Here is an 18,306-nt window from a genome sequence, read left to right on the forward strand (position 1 = left end):
GTGCTGCTGATCGTCGCCGTGCTCGGCGCCGTGCTCGGCGGCGTCGCGAGCCCGACCGAGGCGGCGGCGGTCGGGGCCGTCGGCGCGATCCTGATGGCGGGCCTCAAGGCCGGCGCGCCGCGCTGGCTGATCCTGTCGGGCGCGCTCGCGCTGATGGCGCTCGCAGTGGCGGCGGGCGCGGCCCCCGTGCGGCTCCAGCGCAGCGACGTCGGGCCCGGCGGCTACGCGCTCGGCGCGCTCTATCTGGGCCTCGCGGGCCTCGGTGTCGCCGCGCTCCTCGCGGCGCTGCGGGCGAGCGCGCGCGACGGCATGCTCGGCACCGCCGCCACCTCGACCATGACGCTCACTGCGATGATCTTCGCCACCATCCTGACCGCGAGCGTGTTCTCGCTCGTCTTCGTGGGGCTCGGCGGCGAGGCGCGCGTCGCGCAGATCATCGCCGCCATGCCGGGCGGCGCGGACGGGGCGCTGCTGTTCACGCTGTTGCTGATCTTCGCGATGGGGTTCTTCCTCGACTTCGTCGAGATCACCGTGATCCTGCTGCCGCTGGTCGCGCCCGTGCTGATCCTGCTCGGCCACGATCCCGTCTGGCTCGCGACCCTGATCGCCGTGGTCCTGCAGACGAGCTTCCTGACCCCGCCTTTCGGATTCTCGCTGTTCTACCTGCGCGGCGCGGCGCCGCCGGAAGTGACCACGGGCCACATCTATGCGGGCGTCGCGCCCTTCATCGCGCTGCAACTCGCGGCGGTCGCGCTGATCTGGTTCGCGCCCGCCTTCGCGACCTGGCTGCCTCGGGCGCTCTACGGGTGAGCGCGCGTCACGCCGCCTTGCGCTCCGGATCGGCGATTTTCGCGAGGTCGCGCATGATGGCGAAAGCGCCTTTCACCCGCGCCTCCGCATCCGCCCAGTCGCGCCGCACGACCAGCTTGTTCTCGCGGATTTTCGCGAGCCCCTTCTGCCCCTCGATCCAGCGCACGAGGCCGAGCGGGTCGGCGAAGCGGTCGCCGCGGAATTGCACCGTCGCGCCCTTCGGCCCCCCGTCGAGCTTGGCGACGCCGGCGCGGCGGCACATCGTCTTGATGCGCACGATCTTGAGCAGCGTCTCGACTTCCTCGGGCGGCTTGCCGAAGCGGTCGTGCAACTCCGCCGCGAAGCCCTCCAGCTCGGCGCGGCTGCTCAGGCTCGAGAGGCGGCGGTAGAGCCCCATCCGCACGTCGAGATCGGCGACGTAATGCTCGGGGATCAGCACCGGCGCGCCGAGATTGATCTGCGGCGCCCAGGTCTCGCCGGCCTCCGACAGCGTCTCGATCTCGCCGGCGCGCATCTTGGCGATCGTCTCCTCGAGCATCTCCTGATAAAGCTCGAACCCGACTTCGCGGATGTGGCCCGACTGCTCCTCGCCCAGCAGATTGCCGGCGCCGCGGATGTCGAGGTCGTGGCTCGCCAGCGTGAAGCCGGCCCCCAGCGTGTCGAGCCCGCTCAGCACTTTCAGCCGCCGCTCCGCGCCCTCGGTCAGCGGCTTGCGCGGCGGCGTGGTGAGATAGGCGTAGGCGCGCGTCTTGGAGCGCCCCACCCGGCCCCGGATCTGGTAGAGTTGCGCGAGCCCGAACATGTCGGCGCGATGCACGATCAGGGTGTTGGCGGCGGGGATGTCGAGGCCGGACTCCACGATGGTCGTCGCCGCCAGCACGTCGTACTGGCCGTCGTAAAAGGCGTTCATCCGCTTGTCGAGCTCGCCCGCCGCCATCTGGCCATGCGCCGTCACGAAGCGCACTTCGGGGACTTGCTCGCGCAGGAACTCCTCGATCTCGGGCAGATCGGAGATGCGCGGCGCGACGTAGAAGGCCTGCCCGCCGCGATAGCGCTCGCGCAGCAGCGCCTCGCGCACAGTCACCGCGTCCCACGGCGCGACGTAAGTCCGCACGGCGAGGCGGTCCACCGGGGGCGTGGCGATCAGCGACAGCTCGCGCACGCCGGTCATCGCGAGTTGCAGCGTGCGGGGAATGGGCGTCGCGGTCATCGTCAGCACATGAACGTCCGCCTTGAGCGCCTTGAGCTTCTCCTTGTGCTGGACGCCGAAATGCTGCTCCTCGTCGATGATGAGCAGGCCGAGCCGCTTGAACCGGATGTCCTTGGCGAGCAGGGCGTGCGTGCCGATCACGATGTCCACATCGCCCGACTCCATCCCCTTCTTCGTCTCGGCGGCGTCCTTCGCGGAAATGAACCGCGAGAGCTGGCGCACGCGCAAAGGCAGACCGTGGAAACGGTCGGCGAAGCTCTTGGAATGCTGGCGGGCGAGCAGGGTGGTCGGGCAGATCAGCGCCACCTGCATGCCCGTCATCGCCGCGACGAAGGCCGCGCGCAGGGCGACTTCCGTCTTGCCGAAGCCCACATCGCCGCAGATCAGCCGGTCCATCGGGCGGCCCGAGGCGAGGTCGTCGAGCACGTCGGCGATCGCGCGCAACTGGTCCTCCGTCTCCTCATAAGGGAAGCGCGCGCAGAACTCGTCCCACGCGCCATGCGGCGGCGTCATGCGCGGGGCCTCGCGCAGGGCGCGGGCGGCGGCGACCTTGATCAACTCGTCCGCGATCTCGCGCAGACGCTCCTTCAGGCGCGCCTTGCGGGCCTGCCATGCGCCGCCGCCCAGCCGGTCGAGCGCCGTCTCGCCGCCATCGCCGTAGCGGCTCAGAAGTTCGATGTTCTCGACCGGCAGGTAGAGCTTGGCGCCGCCTGCATAATCGAGCGCGATGCATTCATGCGGCGCGCCGGCGGCCTCGATGGTGGCGAGCCCCTGATAGCGCCCGACGCCATGCTCGACATGGACCACCAGATCGCCGAGCGAGAGCGCCGCCGCCTCCTGCAGCACATCCTCTGCGCGGCGGGTCTTGCGGGCGGCGCGGATCAGCCGGTCGCCGAGCACGTCCTGCTCGGAGATCACCGTCAGCGCGTCGGTCTGGAAGCCCTGCTCGAGCGGCCAGACCAGCAGATGCACGGCGTCCGGGTGTTTCGCCACCTCGGCCCAGCGCCCGCTCAGCCGCAGGCCCTTCACGCCGTGATCGCCGAGCAGCGTGTGCAGCCGGTCGCGCGCGCCTTCGGAATAGGAGGCCAGCGCCACCGGCCCCGCCTTGCGGCGGTCTGCGATGTGGGCGGCGAGCGCGTCGAACAGGTTCACCCCCTCCATCTGCCGCTCGGGCGCGAAGCTGCGCCCGAGCCGCCCGCCCGCATCCACTGTGCGCGGCGCGGGCGGGCGGCGGTTGGGGTCGAAACGGCGGATCGCCCGCCCGTCGAGCGCCCGCGCCCATGCCGCGTCGTCGAGATAAAGCAGATCGGGCGGGCAGGGCTTGTAGACCGGCGCCGCCAGCGCCGCGGAGGCGCCGGCGGCGGGCGCGCGGGCGCGGGCGTCGTAATGGTCGCGGACAGTGTCGAGCCGCGCCGCCCGCGCCTCCTCGGCCTGATGGTCGAGCGTGACGGGCGCGCGGGGCAGGAAGTCGAACAGCGTCGCCATCTCCGCATGAAAGAAGGGCGCCCAGTGCTCCATCCCCTGATGCTTGCGCCCCGCGCTCACCGCCGCATAGAGCGCGTCGTCGAGCCCCGCCGCGCCGAAATGCTCGCGATAGCGCGTGCGGAAACGCGCGACGCTGTCCGGGTCGAGCGGGATCTCCGAGGCCGGCGCGATCTCGATCCGGGCGATCTTCTCGACGGTGCGCTGGGTCTCGACGTCGAAGCGGCGCGCGCCGTCGAGCACGTCGCCGAACAGGTCGAGCCGCACCGGGCTCGCGGCCCCCGGCGGGAACAGATCGACGATGCCGCCGCGCACCGCGTAGTCGCCGGGCTCGGCGACGGTGGGCGCGCGGTTGAAGCCCATGCGGGCGAGGTAGGACAGCAGCGCGTCGAGGTCGATCCGCCCGCCGACCTCCGCCGCGAAGCTCGCCGCGCGCACGGCGTCCGGGGCGGGGACGCGCTGGGTGGCGGCGTTGGCCGTGGTCAGGATCACCGCGGGGCGGTCGAAGCCGTCGGCGAGCGCCGCCAGGGTCGCCATGCGACGCGCGGAGATCTCGGCGTTGGGCGAGACGCGGTCGTAGGGCAGGCAGTCCCAGGCGGGAAAGCGCAGGACCGGCAGATCGGGGGCGAGGACGGCCAGCGCGTCGGCCATGCCGGCGGCGCGGCGGTCGTCGCGGGCGACGTGGATCGCGGGTCCGCGCGCCCGTGCGACGAACTCGGCCAGCAAGTGGGCGTCGTAGCCCTCGGGCGCGCCGCCGACGTCGATCAGGCCAGGTTCGAGAGGGGAAGGTCCGCGCGTCGCCATGCGCGCGGAGGTAGCCTGAGGGGCGAGGCGGCGCAAGACGGCGGCGCCTGGACGTGTCGGCGGGTCTTGCGGGCGTTGCGCGAGCGCGCCTCGGCGGAGGATGCTGCGCGCATGACCCTGCTGCCGCTCCACGATCCCGACGCGCTCGCCGAGGCCGCGCGCGTCGGCGCGCCCGACGCGGACCTGCGGGCGCTGCTCGCGGTCGCCGCACGGCTGCGCGCTCTTGCGCGCGCGCCGACGCCGACGGCGCGCGGGGCGCATCTGTTCCGCGCGACCTTGGCCGACTGCGTTCCGGGCGCGCCGCTCGTCAGCGCGACGGGGCTCGGCGGCTCGGCCCGGGCGGCGCTCGCGCGCTGTCTCGGCGAAGCGGTCGAGACGCTGGCGCAGGCGCCGCGTCCGGGCGACGTCGTCGCCGAAGCGCCGCTCTCGGCGCCGCCCGTCGGCGCTCGGCTGTCAGCGGCGGAACTGCGTGCGGCGGCGGGGCGGGGACTCGATCCGCGAGCGCCGCTCGGCTGGGTGCGCGCGGCGCATCTGCCCGATGGAGCGCCCTGCCTTCTGCCGGCTGCTCTGGCGCTGCGCGGCCCCCCGATCGCGGGCGCTCCGCCGCTCAGTCTCGGATGCGCGGCGGGGCGGGACGCGGCGGCGGCGACGCGCGCTGCGGCGCTCGAGCTGTTCGAACGGGCGGCCCTCGCCGCCGGGCGGGAGGCCGCGCTCGATCTGGAGACCGCGGAGGTCGCGGCGGCGGCTCTTGCGCGGCTGCGCGGCGGGGCGGCGGGGCCGCGCGCGCGGCTGCGCGACATCGGCGCGCCGGGTGGACCGCCGGCGATCCGCGCCGCCTCGGCGCTCGGCGTCGGGACCGCGGCGGGCGCGACGCGCGCCGACGCCGCGCGCGCGGCGCTGCGCGAGATGATCGCCGCCGAGAGCGCCGCCTTTCGACCGCCGCCCTGGCCCGCGTCTCCCCAAGCCTCGCCCGGCGTCGCCCCGCCCGAGAGCGCAACGCTCGACGCGGCCATCGCCGCGCTGGCGGCGCGCGGTTTTCCGCTGCGCGTCGTGACGCTGTCCCGGGCCGAGCTCGGGGTCCCGGTGGTCAAGATCGTCTGCTTCGGGCTTTCATGGCGGCCCGGCGCAGCCTAAAAGATTGACGCAAGGTAAATATGGAAGGGGAGGCGCATGGCGGGCGGGTCGGCGGCGCGGGCGCGGCTGGGCGTGATCGGCGCCTTCGGGCTGACGCTGGACGGCGCGCCGGTCGCCTTGCGCAACCGGAAGGCGCAGGCGCTGCTGGCGCTGCTGGCGCTGTCCGGCGCCGCCTCCGCGCCGCGCGAACGGCTCGCCGCGGCGCTCTGGAGCGAGAGCGACGCGGAACAGGCCCGCCAGTCGCTGCGCCAGACGCTCAGCGACCTGCGCCGCGCGCTGGGCGCCGAGGCCGACGCCCTGCTCTCGATCGAGCGCAACGACGTCGCCCTCCGGCCCGGCGCGCTGGACATCGACCTGCTCGGGCTGCTGTGCGCCATCGAGACCGCCGACGCGCCGCCGGACGGGGTCGACTGGCCGGGGCTGGCCGATGCGATCCTGCCAGGGCTCGACGACGTCGACCCCGTCTTCGCCGACTGGCTCGGACAGCGCCGCCGCGCGCTGGTCGACCGCGTCGCCGACGCGCTGGAGCGGCGGATGGCTCAGGCGCGGGACGACGCGGCGGGCCGCGCCTGGGCGCTGGCGCTCGCCGCCTTCGACCCCGCCCATGAGCCCGCCGCCCGCCGCCTGATGCAGGTCGACGCCGCGCGGGGCGATCTGCGCGGCGCGCTGCGGCGCTACAACGAGCTCTGGGCGCTGCTCGACGAGGAATACGGCGCCGAGCCCTCTCCGGAGACGCAGGCGCTGGCCGTGCAGCTGAAGACGCTCGAGCCGCCGCCGCCGCCGGCGCGGATCACGCGGCCGGGGCTCACGCTGTGCGTCGGTGAGTTCCGCCTCGACGGCGCGCCGCCCGAATACGGCTATCTCGCCCGCGGCTTCCGGCAGGATCTGATCGCCTCGCTGACGCCTTATCGCGACTGGGTCGTGATCGAACCCGGCCCGCATGCCGAGGCGCCGCAGGCGGACGGGGTCTACGCCATCGACGGCGTCGCCTTTCCCGCCGCCGACGGGCTGCGGCTGAACGTGACGCTGAAGGAGACGGCGTCGCGCCGCTTCGTCTGGGGCCAGCAGGACATCGCGCTGGCGCTGCAGGGCTGGTTCGACACCTGCCGGCTGACCACCCGCCGCATCGCCGCCGCGCTCGACGTCCGGGTGGCGCGCGACCGCATGGCGGCGCGGGCCGGCGCGCCGGACGTGGCGTTGCCTCTCTATGATCGGCTGCTGCTCGCGCGCGATCTGCTCAGCCGTTTCAACCCCGAGGAGGACCGCCGCGCCGAGACGCTGCTGCGCGACGTGTTGCGCGACGACCCGGGCTTCGTGCGCGCGCGGGTCGGGATGGCGCAACTCCTCAACTGCCGCCATATCGTCTTCCCCGGCGTCGCGCGCGTCACCGAAGCCGACGCGGAAGCCTTGACGCTGGCGCGCGGCGCGGTCGAGGCCGACCCGCTCGACGCCGAGGCGCAGCTGACGCTCGGCTGGTCCTGCGCGATGTGCGGGCGGCCCGAAGAGGCGACGGCGGCGCTGCGCGCGGCCTGCGAGCTCAACCCGACGCATCCGCGCACCCTCGCCTCGGCCGGCGACGCGCTGGTGCTGTGCGGCGCGCCCGACGAGGGGGTGGCGATGGCGGATGCGTCGCTCGCGCTCGATCTGGGGCTGGTGCGTCACCATTGGGTGCATCGGGCTTCGGCGCTGCTGCATTCCGGGCGCTGCGCCGAAGCGCTTACGGCGCTGGACCGCGCGCAGGGCTGCGCGCCGCATCTGGAGGGGCTGCGCGCGGTCGCGCTGGGGCGTTTGGGCGAGACGGCGCAGGCGAGGGCGCGGTGGGCCGGCTTCGTCGCCGAGATCGCGCGCGCTTGGAAGGGCCCCGGTCGGGCGGACCCGGTCGCGGTCGGGCGGTGGTTCCGCAGCCTCCAGCCTGTCTGCGCGCCCGGACCCCGCGCCGCCTTCGACGCGGCGCTCGACGCGGTGGAGGCGGCGGCGGCCTGAGTAGGCCGCGCCGCGGGCTCCGCGCGCCTCAGACCAGCGCCGCCTCCCGAACGCTCCCCAGCGCCGCCGCGTGCAATTCGCGCGTGTAGGGATGGCGCGGCGCGTCGAAGATCTGCTCCGCCGGGCCTTCCTCGACCACTTCGCCCTGCCGCATCACGATGACCCGATGCGCCATGGCGCGGATCACCTTGAGGTCGTGGCTGACGAAGAGATAGGCGAGCCCCCGCTTGCGCTGCAGCCCGCGCAGAAGCTCCACGATCTGGCTCTGCACCGTCATGTCGAGCGCCGAGGTCGGCTCGTCGAGCGCGACGAATTTCGGCTTGAGAATGATCGCGCGCGCGATGGCGATGCGTTGGCGCTGACCGCCCGAAAACTCGTGCGGGTAACGGTCCATCGCCGCAGGGTCGAGGCCGACTTCCTCCAGCGCCTCGGCCACTTCGTCGCGCTCGCTGCGCGACGCGTCGCGCAGGCCGTGCACGCCCAGGCCCTCGGCTACGATCTGGCGCACCGACATGCGGGGGCTGAGCGAGCCGTAGGGGTCCTGGAACACCACCTGCATCTCGCGCCTGAGCGGGATCAGCGCCCGCGAGGCCAGCCCCTGCACGTCGCGCCCCATGAAGACGATGCGGCCCTCCGAGCGGATCAGCCGCAGCATCGCGAGCGCCAGCGTCGTCTTGCCCGAGCCGCTCTCGCCGACGATGCCCACTGTCTCGCCGGCGCGCACCGACAGCGACACGTCGGTCACCGCCTTCACATGGCCTATCGTGCGCTTCATGAGGCCCCGCTTGATCGGGAACCAGACGCGCACTTTCTCGCCCTGAAGCACCAGCGGCGCGTCCGCCGCGACCGGGTCGGGTCGCCCGCGCGGCTCCGAGCCCAGCAGCTTCTGCGTGTAGGGGTGGCTCGGCGCCGCGAACAGCGCCGCCGTCTCGCCCTGCTCGACGATCTCGCCGCCCTGCATCACGCAGACCCTGTCGGCCATCCGGCGCACGATGCCGAGGTCGTGGGTGATGAACAGCATCGACAGCCCCTCGGCGCGCTGAAGCTCCTTCAGCAGGTCGAGGATCTGCGCCTGGATGGTCACGTCGAGCGCCGTGGTCGGCTCGTCGGCGATCAGCAGTTTCGGCCCGTTGGCGAGCGCCATCGCGATCATCACGCGCTGGCGCTGGCCGCCCGACAGCGTGTGGGGATAGTCGCCGAGACGCGTTTCGGGGTCGCGGATGCCGACTTTGGTGAGCAGCTCCACGATCCGCGCCCGCGCCGCCTCGCCCGTCAGCCCCTGATGCAGCGCGAGGCTCTCGCCGATCTGCCGCTCGATGGTGTGCAGCGGGTTCAGCGAGGTCATCGGCTCCTGGAAGATGAAGCTGACGTCGTCGCCGCGCACGTCGCGCAACGTGGCCTCGTTCGCCGTCAGCATCTCGCGCCCGTCATAGCGCACCGACCCCGAGACTTTCGCGCTCGGCGGCAGCAGCCGCACGGTGGAGAGCGCCGTGACCGACTTGCCCGAGCCGGACTCGCCGACGAGCGCCAGCGTCTCGCCGCGCCCGATCTCGAAGGAGACGCCCTTGACCGCCTCGGCCTTGCCGAAGGCGATGCGCAGGTCGCGGACCTGAAGCAGCGGGGTCATGCGAAGGCCTTGCGCGGGTCGAAGGCGTCGCGCACCGCCTCGAACACGAACACCAGCAGCGACAGCATGATCGCGAAGGTGAAGAAGGCCGTCAGCCCCAGCCACGGCGCCTGGATGTTGTTGCGGCCCTGCAGCGCGAGTTCCCCAAGCGAGGGATGGGTGGATTGCAGCCCGAAGCCCAGCAGGTCGAGCGCCGCCAGCGTCGAGATGCTGCCTGTGACGAGGAAGGGCAGCATCGTGATGGTCGCCACCATCGCGTTGGGCAGAAGATGGCGGAACATGATCTTCCAGTTCGACACGCCGAGCGCGCGGGCGCTCATCACATATTCGAAGTTGCGCGCGCGCAGGAACTCCGCCCGCACCACGCCCACCAGCGCCGTCCACGAGAACAGCGCCACGATGCTGACCATGATCCAGAAGTTCGGCGCGATCACCGACGACACGATCATGATGATGTAGAGCGAGGGGATGTTGGTCCAGACCTCGACCACGCGCTGAAAGATCAGGTCGAGCCAGCCGCCGAAATAGCCCTGCAAAGCCCCCGCGATCACCCCGATCACCGCTGAGACGCCCGTGACGATCAGCGCGAAGAACACCGACAGGCGGAAGCCGTAGATCACCCGCGCCAGCACGTCGCGCGCCTGATCGTCGGTGCCGAGCCAGTTCACGCCGTCTGGCGGCGAGGGGGCGCGCGGCACGTCGTAATTGATCGTGTCGTAGCTGAAGGGGATCAGCGGCCAGACCAGCCAGCCCGCGCGCGCGCCTTCGGGGGTCGGCGCGCCTTCGTCCTCGTCGCACAGATCGCCGTCGCCGCCCGTGCGGATCAGGCATTGCACGTAGGGGTCGCGGAAATCCGCGCGTGTGCCGTGGAACCCGCCAAGCTCGCGTTCCGAGACGAAACTCAGCAGCGGCGAGCGCAGCGAGCCCTGGAACGACATCATCAAGGGCCGGTCGTTGGCGATGATCTCGGCGCAGAGCGAGACGAGGAACAACGCGAGGAAGATGCGCAGCGACCACACGCCCCGCCGGTTGGCGTTGAAATTGGCGAGGCGGCGCTTTTGCAGGCTGTCGAGTTCGGGAAGCCGCAGCCAGCGGCGCGGCGCGTCGGACGGGGCGAAGCCGGTGACCGCCATGTCAGCTCTCCCGGCTCTCGAAGTCGATCCTGGGGTCGACCCAGACATAGACCAGATCGGTCAGCAGATGCAGCAGGAGCCCGATCAACCCGAAAATGTAGAGCGTGCCGAACACGATGGGGTAATCCCGGTTCAGCACCGCCTCGTAGCCGAGCAGCCCCAGCCCATCGAGCGAGAAGATCACCTCGATCAGCAGCGAGCCGGTGAACAGGATCGAGATGAACGCGGCCGGGAAGCCCGCGATCACGATCAGCATCGCGTTGCGGAACACATGGCCGTAGAGCACGCGGGACTCGCTCAGGCCCTTGGCGCGCGCAGTGGCGACGTATTGCAGCTTGATCTGGTCCAGGAAGCTGTTCTTGGTCAGCAGCGTCAGCACGGCGAAGCCCGAGATCGCCATGGCGAGGATCGGCAGCGCGATGTGGTGGAAGTAGTCCGCCACCTTGCCGAGCAACGACAGCTCCTCCCAGTTCGAGGAGGTCAGCCCGCGCAGCGGGAAGAAGGGGAAGAACTCCGAGCCTTGCGCGAAAAGCGTGCGCAGCAGGATCGCGAAGAGGAAGCCCGGGATCGCGTAGCCGACGATCACGATCGCCGAACTCCAGATGTCGAAGCGCGAGCCGTCGCGCACCGCCTTCGCCACTCCGAGCGGGATCGAGACGAGATAAGCGAGCAGCGTCGTCCAAAGCCCCAGCGAGATCGACACCGGCATCTTCTGGATGATGAGCTCCACCACCGAGGCCGAGCGGAAGTAGCTCTCGCCGAAGTCAAATCGCAGATAGTTCCACAGCATCAGCATGAAGCGCTCGACGGGCGGCTTGTCGAAGCCGAACTGCCGCTCGATCTCGGCGATGAACTGCGGGTCGAGCCCCTGCGCGCCGCGATAACCGCTCTCGCCGCCGCCGGCGGCTGGTCCGGTCACGTCGGCGCCGCCGCCCGAGAAGCGCTCGGTCGCGCCGGCGCCGGTGGCCGTGAGTTCGGCGATCACCTGCTCGACCGGGCCGCCCGGCGCGAACTGGATGACGACGAAGTTGATCAGCATGATCCCGAACAGCGTCGGGATCATCAGCAGCAGCCGCCGCGCGACATAGGCGCCCATCGGCTCAGCCCCCGTTCGCGGCGAGCGCCGACTCTTTGACGGGGTCCACCCACCAGGTGTCGAGAATCCCCCGGGCATAGGGCGGCTTCGTCTCGGGCCGGCCGAACTTGTCCCAATAGGCGATGGTGTGCGAGGCCTTGAACCAGTGCGGCGACCAGATGTGCTTGGCGCGCAGCACCCGGTCGAGCGCGCGCCCCGCCACATGCAGGCTCTCGCGGTCGGGCGCGGCGATCATCGTCTCCACCAGATGATCCACGACAGGGTCGGCGACGCCGCTCAGGTTGTAGCTGCCGGGCTGATCTGCGGCGCTGGAATGGTAGAAGTTCATCAGACCAACCCCCGGCGTCAGCGAGACGGTGAACCGCGCCACCGTCACGTCGTAGTCGAAATCCTTCACCCGCTGCTGCGCCTGAGCGGCGTCCACCAGCCGCCAGCTCGCCTCGATCCCGAGCGCCTGCAGGTTCTGGATGAAGGGATTGACGATGCGCTCGAAGGCGGAGCTGTCGTCGAAGAATTCGACGGTCAGCCGCTCTCCCGCCGCGTTGACGCGGTTTCCCTGCGCGTCCTGCGTCCATCCCGCGGCATCGAGCAGCCGTGACGCCTCGCGCATGGCCGCGCGGTTGCGCCCCGAGCCGTCGGAGACCGGCGGAACCCACGCCGCCGCGAACGCCTCCGGCGGCAGCCGGTCTCGGAACGGCTCGAGCAACGCAAGCTCGGCGCCTTCCGGCGGCCCGTCGGCCATCATCGCGCTGTTCTGGAAGAAACTCGTAGTGCGCTCGTACAGATCGTAGAACAGCGTGCGGTTGGACCATTCGAAGTCGAAGGCGAGCCCGATCGCCTGCCGCACCCGCAGATCGGCGAATTTCTCGCGCCGCATGTTGAACCAGAAGCCCTGCGTGCCCGATGGGCTCAGATCGGGCAATGTCTCCTTCACGACTTTGCCCTGCCGGATCAGGTCGAAGTCGTAGTCCATCGCCCACTCCTTCGAGCTGAAGCTCTCATGGAGGTCGATGACGCGGGCCTGAAGCGCGGGGATCGCCGCCGAGCGGTCGCGGAAATACTCGACTGTGACCCGGTCGAAGTTCCAGCGCCCGACATTCACCGGCAGGTCGCGCGCCCAGTAATCCGCGCGCCGGCGATAGGTGACCGAGCGCCCGGCCTCGGCCTTCTCCACTTCGTAGGGCCCCGAACCGACGGGCTGCTCCATCATCGGCTCGGCGAAGTCGCGGCCCTCGAACCACGCCTTCGACAGGATCGGCAGGGTCGCCACCAGCATCGGCAAGTCGCGCTTGGAGGCTTCGGGCGCGAAGGCGAAGCGCACGCGGTGCGGCCCCAGCGCCTCCGCCCCGGTCACGTCGCGCAATGCGAGCCGGTAGCGCGGCGCGGCGCCGGGGCTCCTGAGCGCGTCCAGCGTGAAGACGACGTCGTCCGCAGTGACGGGCGTCCCGTCCGCGAACACCGCCTCGGGGCGCATCTGGAAGATCACCCAGTCGCCGCCGGGCAGGTATTCCGCATGGCTCGCAACCAGCCCATACACCGCGTCGGCCTCGTCATTGGCGGGGACCATCAGGCTGTCATAGACGAGGTTCTCCGGCGCCGAGAGGCCCATCGGCGGGTCGCCCCGCAGCGAATAGGCGTTCAGCGTGTCGAAGGTCTGGTTCGCCCGGACGCTCGTCGTCGAGATCGACCCGCCTTTCGGCGCATTAGGGTTCACATAGTCGAAATGCTTGAAATGCTTGGGATACTTCAGGTCGCCGAAGGCCGAAAGGCCGTGGCTGACCAACACCTCCGCCGCCGCAGGCGCGGCGGTCAGCGCAAGCGCGAGCAGCGCCGCCGCGAGCCGCCTCATCGCCGCGCCCCCAGAGCCGCTTCGCGCTCGGAATCATGCCACCACACCGTCGGAAAGCCCACGCTGCGGCTCGGCGTCGTCTCGGGCCGTCCGAACCTGTCCCACCACGCCACGCGCTCGAACGGCGTGTAGAGTTGCAGCACGCCGTACTGGTTGTGCGTCAGCACCCGGTCGAGCGCGCGGGAGGCGGCGGCGAGCGTTTCGCGGTCGGGCGCGAAGACGATCCGCTCGATCAGCGAGTCGACCGCCGGATCGGCCACGCCGCCGACATTGCGCGAGCCCATCCGGCCCGCCGCCTCCGACCCCCAGAACTCGCGCTGCTCGTTGCCCGGGCTCTCGGAATTGCCGACGCCCCAGATGATCATGTCGAAGTCGAAATTCGGGTCCTGACTGACGCGGCGGATGTACTGCGGCCCGTCCACGATCCGAAACGTCGCGTCGATCCCGAGGGTTTTCAGATTGGCGATGTAAGGGCCGATCACCCGCTCCTGCGCGTCCTGCGCCGAGAGGAACTCGATCGTGAAGGGCTCGCCCGAGGGGCTTTCGAGCCGTCCGCCGCGCCCCTGCCGCCAGCCCGCCTCCTCCAGAAGCCGCGCCGCCTGCCGCAGCCCCTGACGGTTGCGCCCCGAGCCGTCGGTGGAATGCGGCGCGTAGGGCTCGCCGAACACTTCGGGGGGGAGGCTGTCGCGGAAGGGCTTCAGCATTTCCAGCTCCAGCCCCTCGGGCGGCGCGGAGGGCTGCAAGTCGCCGGCGCCCTCGAAATAGCTGCTCGGCCTCGCGTACTGCTCGAAATAGATCGTGCGGTTGGTCCATTCGAAATCGAAGGCCAGCGCCAGCGCGCGCCGCGTGCGGAGGTCCTGGAACTTCGCCCGCCGCAGGTTCATCGCCAGATACTGCACGCGCTTGGGGCCTTCGAGCGCGATCTCCTCGCGCTTCACCCGCCCGTCGCGCACCGCCTCGAAATCGTAGCGCTCGGCCCAGTTGGAGGCGGAGTTCTCCTCGCGGAAGTCGATCAGCCCGCCGCGGAAGGCGTCGAGCCCTGCCGAGGCGTCGAGGAAGATCTCGTAGCGGATGCGGTCGAAATTGTGCGCGCCGCGGTTCACGTTGACGTCGGCGCCCCAGTAATCGGCGACGCGCTCGTATTCGATGAAGCGCCCCGGCTCGAAGGCCCCGACCCTGTAGGGGCCGGAGCCCAGCGGCGGCGTCAGGTCCGGCGCCTCGAAGTCGCGCCCCTCCCACCAGTGCTTGGGCAGCACGGCGAGCTGCCCCATGATGTGGGGCAGTTCGCGATTGCCCGACTGGTCGAAGTCGAAGCGCACGACATTGCCGCCCATGTCGCGCGCGCCGGTCACGTTCGCGTAGTAGAAGCGGTAATAGGGCGCGCCTTTGTCGAACAGAGTCCGGAAGGTCCAGATCACGTCCTCGGGCGTGATAGGGCGCCCGTCATGCCAGCGTGCTTCGTCGCGCAGCTTGAAGGCGACCCAGCTGTCGTCCTCGGGATGCTCCTCCCACTCCGCGAGCAGGCCGTAATGGGTGGAGCCCTCGTCGAGCGAGGGGGTCATCAGCGCGTCGAAGATCAGGCCGATCCCGATGGGCGCGTCGCCGCGCACGATGAAGGGGTTGAAGCTGTCGAAGCTGTTCTGCGTCGCGATCCGCGCGACGCCGCCCTTGGGCGCGCTCGGGTTCACATAGCCGAAATGCGGAAAGTCTTCGGGATAGCGCAGCTCTCCGATCAGCGAGCCGCCATGCGTGCGGATCACGGTTTCGGCCCGGGCGAGCCGCGGTCGCAAGGCCATCGCCGCCGCCGCCGCCGCACTCATCGCTCCAAAGCCGCGCCGCGTGATCCGCATCCCGTTCTCCTCGCGTATCGTCTATCTCAAGCGGTAGGGCGGGGTCGTGGCTGTTTCAAGGCGCAGACGCGGCCCGGATGCGCTCTCACATCGCGATATAACGGTCGCGGCGGTGATTGACCGCGATCACGAGGTTCAGCAGCACCGCCCCGCAGAGCGACCACAGCACCGCCGAAGGCTCGATCACCAGAAGGGCGAGCCCGAAGACGACGGCGTCGACCAGCATTTGCGTCCAGCCCGCGCGAAAGCCGGTGCGGTCCTGCAGCCAGACGCCCAGAACGCCGATCCCGCCGAGGCTCGCCCCATGGCGGAACAGCGCCAGCAGCCCGAAGCCCGAGGCGATCCCCCCCAGCGCCGCCGCGATCAGCGGATGCCCGGCCTCCAGCGTCAGCCAGCCCGGCGCGACGGCGACCAGCGACGAGAGCAGCGCCACCGCCAGCGCCGATTTCAGCGCGAAGCGCCAGCCCATCCGCGCCAGCGCCAGCGCCCAGAAGGGCAGGTTGAGCGCGAAGAACACCAGCCCCAGCTCCCACCCCGTCGCATAGGAGACGATCAGCGCGAGCCCCGCCATCTGGCCGGTGACGAGCCCCGCCGAGCGCAGGAACAGCAGGCCCAGCGCGGCCATGAGCGTCCCGAAAACTATCGCCTGCGCGTCCTCGAGGGGCGTGTGGTCGATGCGGGGCGCGGGACGGTCGGGCGGCGCGGCGGCGGTCATCTGAAGCTCCGGAGGGTCGCGGCTCCCTCTGCGCTGAGGCGCCCGACTTGTCCAGCGACGCGGCGCCGCCTTCGGCGCGCGCCGGGCCGGTCAGGCCCCGCCCGTCGCCGTCCAGAAGGCGCGCACCGCGTCGAAAGCCTGCCGGTTGCCCTCGCTCTCCAGCCCCCCGCCATCCTCGGCCTTCGCGTGGCCGGGGCGGTGGTCGGGGCAATCGCCGCGCAGATCGTCGAGCTCGCGCTCGGTCATGTACCAGCTGAGGCTAGTGAAGGACTTCACCTCGAAGCGCGCGACGCTGAGGAAGCCCGGACGCCCGCCGAAGAAGGCGTAAATCCGCTGGATCTGGCGCAGGCTCTGGCTGTTGCGGAAGGTCATCGTCGCCCCGCGCGCGGCGCCCGCCGCGTCGAGCGGCGTGGTCAGCCACTGGAAGGCGCGCGCAACCGAGCCGGGCGGGTCGACCGACGGCTCCACGAAGGGGAAGGCGCGGGTCTGCACGAGCATCACGCCCGAGCAGTTCTCGACGATCCATTCGCGGATGCGCCGCTGCGACAGATAGGAGACGGCGAGGTCGACGCCGTAATTGTCGTAATAGCCGGCGTCGACGACGCGCCGATACGGCGCGGTCGGCAGCGCCGCCGAAGGCGCGATGTAGGGGAAGGAGGCGTTGAGCCGCACGGCGGTCTTGACCCGGAAGTGCTGGCGCGCGCCGGGGAACCACTCGAAGAAATCCGCCATCTCGACGCCGTCCGGGTCGCTGCGCACTTTCCGCACGTCGAGATTTGAGATCAGCAACGGCTGGCCGGTCTCCGCGAGCATCGGCGAGAACAGCAGCGAGGGCCGCCAGCCCTCGGCCTCGCCCGTGCGCATCGCCTCGAAGCTGACGTCGAGGCTCGCCCACTGGTCCTCGAGCACCGTGCCCCGGTCCACGCGCTGCGTGGCGCGGCTGAACAGGCCCGGCAGGTCGCGCTGCACCAGCTGCTGCGCGATCGGCGAGAGGCTGTCGCGCGGGATCGGGAAGGCGCGCTTGTAGGGGTAATGCGGCGCGGGGTCGTAAGGCGCGCCGTCCTCGCCGGGGATGCCGCCGATGCTCTGCACGGCGAGGATGTCGCGTTCCATCTGCGGGACCACTGGCGGCGTGGGGCCGCCCATGGGATCGGCCATCGCGGCGAAATAGGACGCGCCGACCATGCCGCCCGACGCGCCTGTGATCAGCCGCATCGAGCGGCTGAAGCCTGGCAGTTCTCGCTTGCGCTCCATCTCGGTCAGCCGGTCGAGCACGAGCGCCGTCCAGAAGCCCGCGCGATAGGCGCCGCCCGAACAGGCCAGCAGCACCAACCGCGGTTTGGCCACTCCGCTGGACGCGCGCCAGCGTTCGAGCGTCGCGATCGGGTCGAGCGCGCCCTCCGCCTTCGGCGCGCGGGCCGAGCTGTCGATCTGGCCGCCGGCGTCTTCCGCGTCGCTGATGCCGGAACCTCCCAGCTCGCGTTGACGCGAGCGATAGAACGTTTCGAGGTCTTTCTGACGATCGGGCTCGTAATAGCTGTTGCCCTCGGCGTCGAGAATGTTGGGTATCTCGAATTTCAGCCGCGCGCTCGCCCGCCCACGACCCATGAACAGGGCGTTGGTCGCGACGATCAGCCCGCCGAAGGCCAGCAGCACCCAGGGTTGCAGCACGTCGGGAATCGCCGACACGCAGGCGTAGAAGATCAGGATCAGGGCGAACAGGCTGATCAGCGCGATCGCCGAGTTCATCCGCCGGAGCGACAGCACAACGGTCATCAGGATCGCGCTCGGGATCGCCAGCGCGAAGGTGTTGCCCCCGCTCAGCCCGAATCCGTCGAGAAATCGGTTGAGCGACGGCGCGATCTCGACGGCGATCTTGGCGAGGCCCCACGCGACGAAGATCCCGACGACGACCCCTGCGACCGCCCGCCACGCCTCGCCCTTTTGCAGCGGCGGCATGCCCTCCATGCGCACCGTGGCGAAGCCGAGGCTGAGGATCGCCGAAAGCAGCACCTGCGGTCCGATGGTCGAGCCGAAACCGTGCGACAGCCCGGCGTTGACCCCGTCTGCGGTCAGCCCGCCGGGTCCGAGGTCGTCGAAGCGCGCGTCGAGGCGCTCCATCGCGACGGATCCCTCGGCGACGATCCCGAGCGTGTAGGCGAAGCCCCAGACCAGCGCGAGAAACACCGTCAGCCAGATCTGCGCCAGAAATGTCGGGCTTCCGAGCAGGACTCGCGGGCCGTGCCGGCGCGCATGCGCGCAGAGCTCCGGATCCTCGTGGAAGATGTTGTGCAGCCCCATGCCGCGCGCGAGGAGCCCGGCCATCGACATCATGATCCCGAGCGCGATCACGAAGGGAAACCAGTGCGCCGAGACGGTGAGGGGAACCCGACCGAGCGAGCTGAGGAGAATGTCCAACAGAGCCTCCCGTTTCGGAAAAGTTAACGCGATCATGGCGCCCGCGCGGCGGGAAGCCCACAGGAATCTGCAACTTGCGCGGGCGCGGCGGATCGGAAGCATTTTTCTTGCGAACCAGTCCCGGCCTCGCGCGTTGCGGGAAGGCTTCCCGCCTCTGGAGCTTGATCTTTGCGGCGATGCGCGCGTTAACTTCGC

General features: G+C 70.8%; 11 protein-coding genes. 3 read left to right on the top strand and 8 right to left on the bottom strand.

Annotated features, from left to right (window positions below; genetic code table 11):
- On the top strand, positions 1–810 hold an 810-nt coding region (locus tag V7Q31_RS08840), incomplete at its 5' end, for a TRAP transporter large permease subunit (protein ID WP_333833334.1).
- 7 nt (positions 811–817) lie between these two features.
- Here the strand turns inward: V7Q31_RS08840 and mfd are convergent.
- Positions 818–4,306 carry a transcription-repair coupling factor gene (mfd, locus tag V7Q31_RS08845; RefSeq protein WP_333833335.1) on the bottom strand — a complete coding sequence of 1,163 codons (3,489 nt, stop codon included), beginning with the start codon at positions 4,304–4,306 and terminating at the stop codon, positions 818–820.
- A 111-nt stretch (positions 4,307–4,417) separates the two neighbouring features.
- On the opposite strand from mfd, the gene V7Q31_RS08850 reads away from it, so the two are divergent.
- Positions 4,418–5,440, top strand: a complete 1,023-nt coding sequence (locus V7Q31_RS08850; protein WP_333833336.1) for a YcaO-like family protein — start codon at positions 4,418–4,420, stop codon at positions 5,438–5,440.
- 36 nt (positions 5,441–5,476) lie between these two features.
- Positions 5,477–7,423 carry a BTAD domain-containing putative transcriptional regulator gene (locus V7Q31_RS08855; protein WP_333833337.1) on the top strand — a complete coding sequence of 649 codons (1,947 nt, stop codon included), beginning with the start codon at positions 5,477–5,479 and terminating at the stop codon, positions 7,421–7,423.
- Positions 7,424–7,451: 28 nt separating this feature from the next.
- Here the strand turns inward: V7Q31_RS08855 and V7Q31_RS08860 are convergent, their stop codons facing one another.
- The 7 genes from V7Q31_RS08860 to V7Q31_RS08890 all read right to left on the bottom strand — a co-directional run bounded on the left by V7Q31_RS08860 (position 7,452) and on the right by V7Q31_RS08890 (position 18,111).
- On the bottom strand, positions 7,452–9,050 hold the full coding sequence (locus V7Q31_RS08860; protein ID WP_333833338.1) for an ABC transporter ATP-binding protein: 1,599 nt from the start codon (positions 9,048–9,050) through the stop codon (positions 7,452–7,454).
- Positions 9,047–10,183: an ABC transporter permease gene (locus tag V7Q31_RS08865; RefSeq protein ID WP_333833339.1), complete on the bottom strand. Its 1,137-nt coding sequence runs from the start codon at positions 10,181–10,183 to the stop codon at positions 9,047–9,049. The genes V7Q31_RS08860 and V7Q31_RS08865 overlap by 4 nt, the downstream gene beginning before the upstream one ends.
- Before the next feature lies 1 nt (position 10,184).
- Positions 10,185–11,279: a microcin C ABC transporter permease YejB gene (locus V7Q31_RS08870; RefSeq protein WP_333833340.1), complete on the bottom strand. Its 1,095-nt coding sequence runs from the start codon at positions 11,277–11,279 to the stop codon at positions 10,185–10,187.
- A gap of 4 nt (positions 11,280–11,283) precedes the next feature.
- On the bottom strand, positions 11,284–13,128 hold the full coding sequence (locus V7Q31_RS08875) for an extracellular solute-binding protein (protein WP_333833341.1): 1,845 nt from the start codon (positions 13,126–13,128) through the stop codon (positions 11,284–11,286).
- Complete coding sequence (locus tag V7Q31_RS08880) at positions 13,125–14,978, bottom strand: extracellular solute-binding protein (protein WP_333833342.1); 1,854 nt, start codon at positions 14,976–14,978, stop codon at positions 13,125–13,127. The genes V7Q31_RS08875 and V7Q31_RS08880 overlap by 4 nt, the downstream gene beginning before the upstream one ends.
- Before the next feature lie 85 nt (positions 14,979–15,063).
- Positions 15,064–15,693: a YitT family protein gene (locus V7Q31_RS08885; protein ID WP_333833343.1), complete on the bottom strand. Its 630-nt coding sequence runs from the start codon at positions 15,691–15,693 to the stop codon at positions 15,064–15,066.
- Between the two features lie 90 nt (positions 15,694–15,783).
- Positions 15,784–18,111, bottom strand: coding sequence for a hypothetical protein (locus V7Q31_RS08890; RefSeq protein WP_333833344.1), 2,328 nt, complete (start codon positions 18,109–18,111; stop codon positions 15,784–15,786).
- Positions 18,112–18,306: the final 195 nt, after the last annotated feature.

The organism is Rubrimonas sp. (assembly GCF_036788415.1).
Classification (GTDB): Bacteria; Pseudomonadota; Alphaproteobacteria; order Rhodobacterales; family Rhodobacteraceae; genus Rubrimonas.